The 13,265-nt window shown below is 65.9% G+C and carries 6 protein-coding genes and 1 pseudogene; 3 read left to right on the top strand and 4 right to left on the bottom strand.

Annotated features, from left to right (window positions below; genetic code table 11):
* Positions 1-7 precede the first annotated feature (7 nt).
* The 4 genes from ACN9M6_RS14155 to ACN9M6_RS14140 form a co-directional block, all read right to left on the bottom strand.
* Positions 8-2,026, bottom strand: a complete 2,019-nt coding sequence (locus ACN9M6_RS14155) for an Ig-like domain-containing protein (protein ID WP_419163529.1) — start codon at positions 2,024-2,026, stop codon at positions 8-10.
* Positions 2,027-2,199: 173 nt separating this feature from the next.
* Positions 2,200-2,331: a hypothetical protein gene (locus tag ACN9M6_RS14150; RefSeq protein ID WP_419163528.1), complete on the bottom strand. Its 132-nt coding sequence runs from the start codon at positions 2,329-2,331 to the stop codon at positions 2,200-2,202.
* A gap of 63 nt (positions 2,332-2,394) precedes the next feature.
* Positions 2,395-3,618, bottom strand: coding sequence for an ATP-binding protein (locus ACN9M6_RS14145; RefSeq protein ID WP_419163527.1), 1,224 nt, complete (start codon positions 3,616-3,618; stop codon positions 2,395-2,397).
* Between the two features lie 96 nt (positions 3,619-3,714).
* On the bottom strand, positions 3,715-4,725 hold the full coding sequence (locus ACN9M6_RS14140; protein WP_419163526.1) for an FG-GAP repeat domain-containing protein: 1,011 nt from the start codon (positions 4,723-4,725) through the stop codon (positions 3,715-3,717).
* Positions 4,726-5,491: 766 nt separating this feature from the next.
* Between ACN9M6_RS14140 and ACN9M6_RS14135 the strand changes: the two genes are divergently transcribed.
* From ACN9M6_RS14135 to ACN9M6_RS14125, 3 genes and pseudogenes are all read left to right on the top strand, one after another.
* Positions 5,492-9,124 (top strand): leucine-rich repeat domain-containing protein, encoded by a 3,633-nt coding sequence (locus ACN9M6_RS14135; protein WP_419163525.1) that lies wholly within the window; start codon positions 5,492-5,494, stop codon positions 9,122-9,124.
* A pseudogene (locus ACN9M6_RS14130) lies at positions 9,121-9,456 on the top strand (Ig-like domain-containing protein); the annotation flags it as partial. The gene ACN9M6_RS14135 and the pseudogene ACN9M6_RS14130, both read left to right, overlap by 4 nt.
* Before the next feature lie 96 nt (positions 9,457-9,552).
* The gene (locus ACN9M6_RS14125) at positions 9,553-13,260 is read left to right on the top strand and encodes a hypothetical protein (RefSeq protein ID WP_419163766.1); all 3,708 of its coding nucleotides are present in this window, start codon (positions 9,553-9,555) and stop codon (positions 13,258-13,260) included.
* The last annotated feature ends 5 nt before the right edge of the window (positions 13,261-13,265 follow it).

Raw genomic sequence — 13,265 nt, 5'->3', positions numbered from 1 at the left:
ACGACCGCTACGGGACGAGCTCCCGGCGCGGCTCGAGCTTCACCGCCCACAGCCCGCTGAAGTACTCCGCGAAGAAGAGGTTTCCCTTGTGCAGCTGAGGTCCCCACGTGAAGGGCGCGTTCGCGACCACACCGTCCGGGTCGTATGCCATGTAGCGTGCGATCTCCCGGCCCTGCTCGCCCAGGTTGCCCTTGAGTTCCCCGGAGATATCGAGGACGCGCAGCCCACCGTTGTAGAACGCGGCGAAGAGCTTGTCGTCCTCGATCCACATGTTGTGCGACCCCGCCTCCGGGATCTCGTAGCGCGCGACCTCCTCCGGATTCCCGGGATCCGTCATATCGATGACGTGGATGTAGCCCGACATGAACTGGGGCGTACGCTCCCGGTCCTGTCCGTCGAACCCCGGGCGCCCGGCCTCGTCTCCCATGAACACATAGAAGCGCCCCGCGGGACTGCGGTACGGGAACGCCGCATGCGTCCGCCCCCCGATGTCGCGGAAACGTGCGATCTCCACCGGGTTGGACGGCGAGCCGCCGCGGTCGCCACCGCCCACGTCGATGAGCACGACTCCGTCACCCCAGTTCGACGTGTAGGCGACCCCGTCCACGATCCAGATGTCGTGAATCGCGTGCCCCGGCGTATCGAGTTCGAACCGGCCCACCCGGTGGGGATTGGCCGGATCCTCGATGTTGATGACGTCGAAGCGGCGCCCGTTGTTCACCGCGTACACATGATCCTGATAGATGAAGAGGTTGTGTACGCCACCCGTGAGTTCGTCGTCGAACACCGAGATCTGCGTCACATCCCTCGGGTCCCGGCAGTCGAGGATGACGATCCCGTTGCGACGGTTGGAGGCGCCTTCCCGCGAGATCACGCAGATCTCCCCGTCCTCGCTCACCTTCACATCGTTCGTCGTGCGCGCGTCGACCACGATGGAATCCGTCATGACGGGGCTGGCCGGATCCGTCACATCCCAGAAATAGACGGCGCCCGCCGCAGCGTGGGTGCCGGTGATCGCGTAGTCGCGTCCGTCGCCCCCCTCCCACACCCACAGGTCGGACGTTCGCTCGTTCGTGACCTGCCCCTGACCGACGAAGGTGACTTCCTGCGAGACGTGCCGCGGATGGACCTCGATCGAGGTTCGCGCCGCGCGCCCCGGGACGTTGGCGACCACCGTGTACACGCCCGGGAAGTAGGCCACGAACCGGCCGCGATCATCGATCTCCGCCGGCGGGATGTCGGCCGTCGCCTCGATCGACGGGTCCGCCATGACGGTCCAGGTGACGGGTAGATCCGCCACCGCGCCCCCCATCGCGTCCTCGACCGCCGCGGCGAAGCGCACCACATCGCCCGTCCGCGCCAGCTCCGCGCTCGCCGAGACGGTCATTCCGGCGGCAGGGTTCTCCCGCACCTGATAGCGGGCCGCGACGGAGACGCCTTCGGCCGTTGCTTCGAGCGCCACCTCTCCCGGCCCGTGCGCGGTGAGGATCCCGAAGCGGTCGACGGTCGCGACGTCCGGGTTGGAGGTGGACCAGCGGATCTCGCCGTCGCGCTCGTCATCGGCCGTGTCGAGCAGCCTCGCCCGGTGGCGGGTCGCGACGCCGACATAGGTCGCGCCGCCCGCGGGCGTCACCTCGATCCGGTCCAGCGGCGGGAACGCCACGCTCACCGTGGCCTCCCCGCGCAGATTCCGCGCCGTTGCCACAATGGCGGAGATGAGGAATTCGCCGCCCTTCACAGCCTTCACCCGGCCGGTGGCCCGGTCCACGTCGATGCTCTGGCGCGCGCTCCCGCTCCGCCCGTCCGCGAAACTCGGGAAGAAGAGGATCTGTGCGTCCACCACGTTCCCGTCCGCGTCCATGACGCGCGCCTCGAGCGTGGCCTCCTCCCCCACCTGAAGCAACAGCGAACTCGGCACGATCTCGACCGAGACCGCCTCCTGCGCCGCGGCGGGAGCACTGGACAGCAATCCGGCGGCCGAAATGGTGAGGAGCGTGAGCAGGATGATGCGAGCGGGCGTCTTCATCGTTCGACCTTCGTCATCCGGGAGTTCATCTGTCGGAGAATGCGCCGGGATGCCCGCAAGATGCCCGCCCGGCGACGGGCCGCGCAAATGAGAAGAGCCTCGCTACACTCGCGCGGCGTGGGGGACTCGCGACGGATTCCGAGACAGCCTGGGCGATCAAGCTCCGAACCGAATCACTCGCGGGCGATGCCCTCCGTCGCGACGGCAACCCTCGCCGCCTTCAGCTTCGGCGTCGACTGGGCAGGCACCGTCAGGACTTCCCCGGTCTCGGCACTCACGCCGACAAGGACGCTCTCGACCGTCACCTTCGATTTCCCGAGTTCGACCGTTCGGTACTCGTAGACGACCTCCGCACCTTGGTGTCCGCTCTACAGCACCCGCCACCATGGTACCGCGAGCGCGTGCGGGGTGAGCCACTCGAGCGTGTTCCCGGCGTGCAGCAGCAGGCCGGCGCGCGCGCTCGCGCCGTACTCGTCCCGGAACGCCTTCAGGTGCCGGGCGTCGCGCAGGCGAGGTCGCTTCGTGGCCTTGACCTCGACCGGCAGCAGCGAGCCTTCAGTCTCGATCACGAAGTCCACCTCCTCACCCACCGTCGTGCGCCAGTGCAGTACCTCTGCCCGGCGGAGACGGGCGTCTCGCCAGGCCAGCAGGCTCTGAAGCACGAGGTTCTCGAGATGCGCGCCACGGGGCTCGCTCTCCCCGGCCAGGTGCAGCGCCAGGCCCGTGTCTCCCCAATAGAGTTTGGGCGACTTCATGAGCCGTTTGGTGCGGTTGACCGAGTAGGCGGGAATGCGCACGAGGAGATACGACGTCTCCAGCAGGTTCAGGTACCGGCTGACCGTCGGTTGTGGAAGTCCGATGTCACGCCCGAGGGCGGTCTGGTTGACGAGGCCGCCGATACGCAGGCAGGCTGCTCGCATCAGGCGGCGGAAATCCGGAAGCGCGGCGATCGAGGAGAGCGCCTGCAGATCTCTCTCCAGGTACGTGCGCACGTAGCCGTCGAACCAGATGTCCCGCTCTTGGGCGTCGCGGAGATGAACGGCGGGCACCGGGAAGCCGCCACGCAGCGCCAGGGCGCGCCAATCCTCGACCTCGTCCGGCTGCGCGGCGAGGACGTCGAGCCAGTCCGCGTCTCGCGCCGCGATCAGCTCCTCCCAGGCGCCACACAGTCCCCGTCCCAGCTGCTCCCGTCGCGTCATCGGCCACAGCGTCAGATAACTGGCTCGCCCCGCCAGCGACTCCGAGACGCGGCGCATCATGAGCAGGTTCGCCGAGCCGGTGAGGAGAAACCGCCCAGGTTGGCGTTCACGGTCGATCGCACGCTTGACGGCGCTCAGCACACCAGGCTCCCGCTGCACCTCGTCCAGCGTCACCGGCTCGGTTCCCGCCACCAGCGAGTCGGGATCGCGCCGAGCCAGATCGAGCACGTCGAAGTCGTCGAGCGAGAGATACCGACGCCCCTCCGGCCCGCACCCTCTCGCGAGCGTACTCTTGCCGGTCTGGCGCGCCCCGGCCACGACGACCGCCGGCATCACGCGCATCCTGGCCTCGAGATCCTTCGCCACGAAACGAGACAGCGGAGATATATTCACGCTGTGAATGATAATCATTCATGACGTGGCTTGAAAGTCCGGAGAGTTCCGGCTCAACGCGTGATCGAGCCGGGAGCGAAAGTACTCGTGGGTTGACTATGGCGGCGCGAAGCTCCCCGAGCCATCGTTGATCCACGCGAGGTTCCGTGCGGTGTGGTCATCGGCAATGATGTCGAGATCACCGTCCCCGTCGAGGTCCCATAGCCTGATCCACGGGATCCACTCGCCATCCGCAGACTCGTCCAACGTCGTCCACCTGAACCCGGCCCGGCCGCCCACATAGAGCAATAGCTGCAGGTGGTACCCCTCGTAGAACTCGTGTTCAGTACCATCCCCGGTCCTGGTTACGAGGAGATCCTTGTAGCCGTCTCCGTTCAGGTCACCCGCATCGATGTCCACCACCACTCCGTAGCCGTACACTGCCGGGAGGTAATCGGTCAGGTAGCCGTACCAACCGTAATTGTTTCCCCACAGAATCCGTGTGGCGAACCCTTGATGCTCGTCTCCGGCGACCAGGAGATCCGTGTACCGGTCGCGGTTGAGGTCGACGAGCTCGGCGGTCAGGACGGAGGTGGGTTTGGCGATGTGCTCTCCGAGACGCGCCCGACTCATGGTGAATGTCCCGGTCCCGTCGTTCACGAGGAAGAACGAACCGTTCGAGCTGTCGGTCACGAACACGTCCAGATCGCCGTCTGCGTCGATGTCGGCCGTAGCGCCACCGTGGAGGAATCCCGCGAACTCCTCAAGGCCCGGGGCAAGGCGGTACCCGTCAGAGGACGAGAGAAGCGCGTAAGGGGCCTCTCCGGGCCCTGCGGGACTGTCGTCGCCATGCCCGAGAACGAATACGTCGAGCACCCCGTCGGCGTTGAAGTCGCCCGGCAGGGCTTTCCTCGCATGGATGAGGCCGGGTGCGTCGAAGGCATTCCCTTCGAACGTGAACCCGCCCATGCCGTCGCCGGCGAACAACTCGGGCGGCAGTGCGTTCCCGGAGGCGTCGCCGGGCGAGTAGAAGATGTCCGTGACCCCGTCCTGATTGAAGTCGCCATACGCGATCGCCAGGTAGAACCCACCCCGTCCCCGGCGCAGCTCGTGATGGTCCGCGCGCACACCCGCGTACTGGAGACCGTGAGACGTCCCTGCGTCCGCGTTCCGGGACCTCGGTATGCAAAGCGGACAGGGCGGCGGAGTGGGCGAGGGAATGGGTGGGCGAGGGGGGGGCCCGGCGGCGGAAGAGGCCGCGCAGGCCTGAACGGTTCCATCTCGCCGCCGCACCCGTCGGTAGCGAGGGCCAGAATCACGAATCGCATCAGGTTGCGCAGGGGAGTCGTCCTGCCGGCTTTCATCCGATCTCCCCTGTGGGGAACGTTGCGCCAGCCAAGTGCGCGGGACCCCTGCCCGGCTGAGACTCGCCGTGGCAGGGTGGATCCAACAGGCCGTACTCCCACCAGACCCCGGGGTTCCGGCAGCCTGTAACGATCGGGCGACCCAGGGAACCCGGGCGGCGGCGGCGGGTTCGACAGTGGTTGGAGTCCGCAACGACCCCCGGCGGATTGGGAGCGACAACGTGGCGTCGACCGGCGTGTTGGAAACCGGACGGAGCCGAACCAGACGAGGCCTGGCTTCGGTCCTTGTCGGCTCGATGGGTCTGGCGGGCGTTGTGATCGCGGCCTGCGGAGACGGTGGCACGACCGACCCACCGCCGAATCCGCCCCCTTCCAATCGGGCGCCCGTCGCGACGGGTTCGATCCCTCCTCAATCCCTGATTGAACGACAGACGGCGGACGTCGATGCGTCGGCCTACTTCAGCGATCCCGACGGAGATGCGCTGAACTTCGCGGCGACGGCGTCTGACCCGAACGTTGCGGGCGTATCCGTGTCCGGCAGCACGGTGACCGTGTCGGCGGCGGGGGCCGGGAGGGCGACGATCACCGTCACAGCCCGCGATCCCGGCGGTCTCTCGACCGAGCAGGGGTTCGCGGTTACCGTGGCCACGGCTGAACCTGCGACAGTGGTTGTCACACCGAAGACAGTGTCCCTGACGGCGCTGGGCGAGACCGTCCAACTCTCCGCCGACGTGCGCGACCAGATCGAGCGGCCGCTCCCGAATGCCGCGGTGTCCTGGCTGAGCGGGGACACCACTGTCGTGACGGTCGATTCCACCGGGCTCGTCACTGCAAAGGGAAGTGGCGCCACGACGGTCACGGCCACCGCGGGAGGCGTATCCGGCGAAGCGAGGCTGTCGGTCATGCAGTCGGTGCATGCCGTGACCATTGCGCCTGCCGTGGACACGATCACTCCGGGCGACACGCTTCGTCTCAGAGCCACCGCCACGGACGAGAACGAGAATGCCGTGGAGGGAGTCCAGTTCGTATGGACATCGGACAACACATTCCTGGCCACCGTCGACGGTACGGGCCTCGTACTCGGGCGCCGCGAAGGCGTGATCACGATTACCGCCGCAGTCGGGGCCACGGCCGGAACATCCGTGATCACGATTGTAAATCCGGATCGGGAGATCCTCACCGCGTTCTACAGGGCGACTGGCGGGGATAGCTGGGAGAACAACGAGAACTGGCTTACGGACGTGCCCCTAAACGATTGGTACGGCGTGGCCACCTTCCGATATGGGCGCGTGGATTGGCTGAAGATGTCCGCGAACGGCTTGAGAGGACGCCTTCCACCGGAACTCGGGGATCTGTCACAACTCAGGGGCATGGTACTTGACCAGAACGATCTGTCGGGTCCGCTGCCGCCGGAACTTGGCAAACTCACCAATCTCGTACAGATCTATCTGCGGTCGAACAAGCTTTCGGGCCCGATCCCTCCCGAACTCGGAAAGCTGACGGAGTTGAAGCTACTGGAGTTGGGCTGGAACGCCTTGTCGGGCTCGATCCCGCCGGAACTCGGCAACCTTTCCAGCCTGCGGGGGCTCACGCTCACTTCGAATCAGTTATGGGGCCCGATCCCGCCGGAACTCGGCAACCTCACCAGCCTGCGCCAGCTGGAGCTCGGCTGGAACGCCTTGTCAGGCCCGATCCCGCCGGAACTCGGCAGCTTGCTTCGATTGTACCAGCTGGACCTGTCACAGAATAATCTTGTGGGCCCGGTTCCCGACGAACTGGGCGACCTGTCCCAGCTGTCCGACCTGGATCTCGGGGGGAACGATCTGCCCGGTCCGTTCCCGGGATTCGTGACGAGACTTGCCAACCTCCACAGTCTGGGCCTCGTTACGATGGGTCTCACGGGCCCGATCCCCTCCGACCTCGCAAGTCTGCCCTACTTGTCTTTCCTGGATCTTGCCGGCAACGACCTGTCCGGTCCGATCCCGCCGGAACTGGGTAACCTGTCGTACCTCGATTGGCTCGACCTCGGCGGCAACGAGCTCACCGGTCCGATTCCGCCCGCGTTGGGCAACCTCAGCCAGCTGCGTCTTCTGCGCCTGAACCGGAATCAACTCGAGGGGAGCATTCCCTCGGAGATCGGCGACCTTCACAGCATCATTTGGCTGTACCTCTCCTCGAACGCGTTGACCGGAGCGATCCCATCCGAGTTGGGCAACCTCGCCAGCGTCACGCACGCCTCACTCGAGGCCAATGAACTGACGGGCTCGATCCCGCCCGAGCTGGGGAACATGTCCAACCTGCGGGTCCTGGAGCTGAACGAGAATCGACTGAGCGGGCCGATCCCCCCGCAGCTGGGTGACCTCCCCCGGCTCGACTGGGTCGTTCTGCATGACAACGAGTTGACGGGTTCGATCCCGCCCGAGTTGGGGAACCTTGCCGGAATGCGCCGCCTTTACCTCGAGCACAATCAGCTGAGCGGGTCGATTCCTCCGGAATTCGGAGCCCTGGCGCGCCTCGAACGGCTTAGCGTCACCGGCAACGCGGAGATGTCCGGCCCTCTCCCGGCCACGCTGACCGGCCTCGGCCGCCTGCACACACTCATGGCCGATGGTACGGATCTCTGCGCGCCGCGGGAGATCGAGGACTGGCTCCGGGGTGTCTCCACGCAGCGGGTGGCATCCTGTGCCGAGCGAGGGACCTCGATGGCGTATCTGATCCAGGCCACCCAGTCGCGCGAGTTTCCAGTCACCCTCGTGGCGAACGAAGAGGCTCTCTTGCGGGTCTTCGTGACGGCCGCGGAAAACGGCGGCGCGGGGATCCCGCTCGTCCGGGCCCGCTTCTACCTGAATGGTGAGGAGACGCACAGCGCCGACATCCCGAAGCAATCGAACCCTATCCCAACGGAGATCGACGAGAGCGATCTGGCGGCGTCCGCCAACGCCACAATCCCGGCGCGTGTGATCCAACCGGGTCTCGAAATGGTGATCGAGATCGACCCCGAGGGGACCCTGGCCCCCGGGCTGGGCGTGGTCAGGCGGATTCCCGGCAGCGGCCGCCTCCCCGTGGACGTGCAGGCGATGCCCACCCTGGATCTGACCCTGATTCCCTTCCTGTGGGTTACGGATCCCGACTCGGCGATCATCGACGTGGTCTCGGAGATGGCCGCCGCCCCCGAGTCCCACGACTTGTTCCGGGCCACGCGCACGCTGCTCCCGGTACGGGGCCTGGAAGTGACCGCTCACGAACCCGTGTTGACCGCGAGCAACAATGCCTTCTCGGTCTTCAACGAAACCTGGATGATCAGACGGCTGGAAGGGGCCAGCGGCCACTATATGGGCATGATGTCGGGGCCCGTGTTGCACCCGACGCGCGTCGGCTCGTGGCGCGGCTGGAACGGCTTTGCGATACCGGAGACGGAGTCGATTGCGCGCCAACTCGGAAGCAACTTCGGCATGTCCGGAGGGCGGTGTGGAGCAGCGTATGATCCGTCCTATCCCTACTCCAATGGCTCGACCGGCTCCTGGGGGTACGACTTCCGCGACGGCGGATTACTTGTTCCACCGACGACCCCGGACCTGATGTTCGATTGTGATCCGGGCCGCTGGATCAGCGACTTCAACTTCGCGACTGCGGTCCGGCACCGCGCCGCGGAAGGGGCCGCTGCCCGGAGATCGGCCCCGGCGGATCCGGTTTCGTCGCTGCTGCTGTGGGGCGGCGTGGATGCGGAAGGCGCACTGTACCTGGACCCGGCCTTCGTCATTGATGCGCCCGCTGCCCTCCCGCAGCGGCGTGGCGAATACGAGATCACCGGACGGACCGAAGACGGACGCGAGCTTTTTTCTCTCGGCTTCGACATGCGCGAAGTGGGTCACGGCGCTGGTGGCGCCTTTGTCTTCCTTCTGCCGGTCCAGCCCGAGTGGCGCGGTGTGCTTGTCAGCCTCACCCTTTCCGGCCCCGGCGGAAGCGCGACTCTCGACAGAAACACAGACCGGCCCATGGCGATCCTCCGGAACCCTCTGACCGGACAGATCCGCGGGATTCTGCGGGATCTGTCGCCATCGGGGTTGACCCAGGCACGAGCGGCGGCCGACCTGGCCCCGGGACCGAGGCTCGACGTGCTCACAAGCCGGGGCATCCCCGATCCCGAAGCGTGGCGCCGATGAGCGCCACCTGTCGGGGCGCGGCGGCGTGGATTGGCTTGCTTGCCATCCTCTCCTGCGGGGAGGACAGCACGGCACCCCCCGACCCGCGTCCCGAGCCGCCGAGGCCGAGCGCCGTCATCGTAAGCCCGGCCTCGGTTCGGCTTGCCGGTCTGGGTGCCACCGTTCAGCTCACAGCCGAAGTCCGAGATCAGAACGGGCGGGAGATGACCGGGGTTCCCGTCACATGGCGGACCGACGACGCAGCGATCGCAACGGTGGACTCCACCGGTTTGGTTCAAGCCGTCAGTGAAGGCGTCGTGAGCATCACCGCGACGGCCGGGGCGGCCAGCGGACGGGCAAGGGTGGATGTATCGGACCCGGATCGAGCCGTCCTCTCAGCCTCTTACGATGCGACCGGGGGTGCGAACTGGAAGAGAAGCGATAACTGGTTGACGAATGCGCCTCTGGATCAGTGGCTCGGCGTGCAGACCGATGAGCAGGGCCGGGTCACCCACCTGCACCTGCAGGAAAACAATCTCAGGGGGCCTATCGCGCCGGAACTCGGTAACCTTTCTCACCTGACAAGCCTCAGTATCTGGGGCAATCCTTTGAGCGGACCGATACCGGCCGAACTCGGTACGCTCTCGAATCTGCGCCAATTGGAGTTGAGCCTGGATACGGAGAATACTCTCGAGGGTCCGATCCCCCCCGAGATCGGCAGTCTCCCGCTCCGCACGTTCTATCTTGTCTCGGACGGGGTGACGGGGCCGATCCCGCCCGAGTTCGGGCAGCTGAGCAGTCTCAGCGCGATCGCCCTCGAGGGAGAGAAGCTGTCCGGACCGGTGCCCGAGGTGTTCCTCCGTCTCACCGGCTTGAACTTTGCAAAGCTGACCTTCTGCATACCCGGCACGCCCGACTGGATCCTCTGGGCCGAACGAATCGAGACTCTTTATGCATCCTTCTGTAATGAGGCGGACATCGCCATATTGAATGCTCTCTTTCATGGTACCGGCGGCCCGGACTGGACCAACAACGAGGGCTGGCTGCAAGGATCGATCGCCGAATGGTATGGGGTGACGGCCGACTCGATTGGATTCGTGGTGACGCTCGACCTGAGCCACAACGGGCTCACTGGTCAGCTGCCCTCCGGCCTGGGACACCTGGAGCACCTGACCGAACTCTCGGTCGAGGGAAACCGGCTCACGGGACCGCTGCCCCTGTCGCTCGCCGGCACGCGACTGCGAACGTTCCATTACCGGGACACAGACCTGTGCGTGCCCTCCGACAGCACGTTCCGCGCCTGGCTCACTTCCATTGAATCTCACGTCGGCACGGACGTACAGTGCGAACCATCGGAACGGCAGACCCTGGAGGCTCTCTACGGAAGCACCGGGGGACCGAACTGGGGGCGTAGCGAACACTGGCTCTCCGCCCGTCCCCTTGGAGAATGGTACGGCGTCAGCGTGGATTCGGCCGGGCGCGTGACCGCGATCGAGCTTCGCAACAACGGGTTGATCGGGTCGCTCCCCGTGACGCTCGGCAATCTCACCGAACTCCGGGACCTCGCTCTTCCGTTCAACAGGCTCTCCGGCCCGGTTCCTGCTCAACTGAGCGAGCTCACCAAGCTGACGACGCTGTTTCTCGGACACAACGATCTGTACGGGTCGATCCCGCCCGAACTTGGGGAGCTTCAACAGCTTCGTTACCTGGACCTGGACGGCAACCGGTTGACGGGAGAGCTGCCGGGCTCGCTCGGCGGCCTCGAGAGTCTGGACGGACTGTGGTTGGAGCAGAACGAGTTCACCGGCCCGATCCCCCCGGAACTGTCCGACCTGACGCAGCTGCGACAGTTGAAACTTCGCGGGAACCAATTGACGGGCGAGATTCCGCCGCAACTCGGCAACCTTGTCCGGCTTGACCAACTGATGCTGGGGAGCAACGACCTCACAGGCGAGATTCCACCGGAACTCGGCAATCTCGTCCAGCTCTACGACCTGAACCTCGCACGAAACGACCTGACCGGCTCGATTCCGCGGGAACTTGGAGAGCTGCGTCAGCTTCGGCAGTTCAACGTGAGCGCGACGAGGCTGGCGGGTGAAATACCCGAGAGCTTCCTCCACCTGCCGTCCCTCGATCATTTTTCGTGGGGCGACACGGACCTCTGCTCTCCCCTCAGCAGGGAGTTCCAGGACTGGTTGGCAGGCATCGAAGGGGTTCGCGGGGAGCCGTGCGTACGGGGCCCCTTGACCGCCTTCTATCGCTCTGCGGGTGGTGAACGCTGGACTCGCAAGGCGAACTGGTTGACGCCCGGACCAATCGCGGATTGGTATGGCGTGACCGTAGATGACAGAGGCCTTCCCGTGGCACTGGAGCTCGGCGGCAACGGCCTTGACGGTTCCATAGCGCCGGAGCTCGGCGAGTTCGTCGAGCTGCGAGCGCTCGACCTGAGCGGCAACGCACTGACGGGCCAACTCCCTGGCGAACTCGGGCGACTGGACAGATTGCGGACGTTGGACATCTCGGACAACCAGTTCACCGGAGCGCTACCCAGCTCTTTCGTCGAACTCGCCGAACTGGCTTCCTTCCGCTGGGACAACAGCGGCGCCTGCGCACCGAGCGCGAGCTGGTTCCAGAACTGGCTTCGGTCGATCGAGGATCAGGTTGCGGGAGCAGGCTGTGGCGAGGTACCGGTTCTGCTCGGGATGCCTTCCGTGTACCTGAACCAGGCCGTGCAGAACCTCGAGGGGCAGCTGCCGCTGGTGGCGGGACGTGCAGCGCTGTTGCGCGTCCATGCCACGTCGGACCAGGCGAATGAATACCAACCGCGAGCGCGGGCCTCGTTCTTCCAGGATGGCGTGGAGCTCGCCGACGTGTGGATGGACCTTGCGTCGTCGCGCGGCATTCCAAGCGCCCCCGAACCGGGGGATCTGGCCCGTTCCTTCAGCGCCGTGATTCCCGGGGAATGGCTCGCGCCCGGACTGGAAATGGTGGTCGAGGTCGATCCGGACAGCGTCGTTCCCAGAGCCGCCGGGAGCGTTACGCGCGTTCCCGCCGAGGGGCGCCTGAAGCTGGACGTCGTCGAGGCTCCGCCCCTGGACCTGACGATCGTACCCATCCTTTCTGTCCAGGGGCGGGACAGCACGGTCCTCGACTGGACTCAGGGCGCGACTCCGGGTCAGCCCGTGGCGGAATTCGTGCGCAACATACTTCCGCTGCACGAACTGAGAGTGAGCGTCCGCGCCCCCTACGTTTCTGCCCTCCAACCGAGGTCGGCGGCGGGATGGGGCATTCTTCTGCGGGACGTCGAACTCATTCGGACGATGGACAACGGAACGGGGCACTATTACGGGGCCATGGTGCCGTACAGGCAGACATCGGACCGTGGCGCCGCCCAACTGCCCGGAACTTCGAGCGTCGGTGTGCCTGACGCCACGGTCCTGGTCCATCAACTGGGCCACAACCTGAGCCTCCGACACGCTCCGTGCGGCCTCCTCTCCGAGGTGGATCCCGACTACCCCTACCCCGGTGGGGGAATCGGAGTATGGGGGTACGATGCCCGAGGAGACAGCCTGATCTCTCCTTCCACTCCAGACGTCATGGGGCTCGGCTGCGAACCCGCGTGGATCAGCGACTACCACTACAAGAAAGCGCTAGAATACCGGGCCCAAACCGCAGAGGCCTCGTCGGAGGCTTCCGTCGCGGGACGGGAGCGGCTGCTGCTGCTATGGGGCGGCATCGGTGCGGAGGGTGAACTGCACCTTGATCCGGCGTTCGCACTTCATGCGCCAGAGAAGCTGCCGACACGGAGCGGACCCTTCCGCCTGGATGGATTCGACGCTGGCGGGGAGACCCTGTTCTCCCTGCCCTTCTCGCCCGCAGAAGTGGACCACGGGGGTAGCAACTTTCTGTTCACCATCCCGTTCGAAGCCGATTGGCGGGGGAGGCTAGATCGCATCGTTCTCTCCGGTCCTGGCGGGATGACCGCCCTCGACGGCGACAGCAACATACCGATGGCCATCATCATGGACCGCCCTGCCGGCCGGATTCGCGGCATTCTCCGGGGCGCAGAGGCGGTACGCGCCACCTCCATTGCCGGCGGGTCCGGGTTCACCACGGATCCGGATCTCGACGGCCTGCCGCTTACCGTACCCAACTGAGCGGG

Source organism: Candidatus Palauibacter sp. (assembly GCF_965197445.1).
In the GTDB taxonomy this organism is placed as follows: domain Bacteria; phylum Gemmatimonadota; class Gemmatimonadetes; order Palauibacterales; family Palauibacteraceae; genus Palauibacter.
Note: the sequence above shows the minus strand (reverse complement) of the source record. Positions and strands in the feature narration are given on the sequence as shown.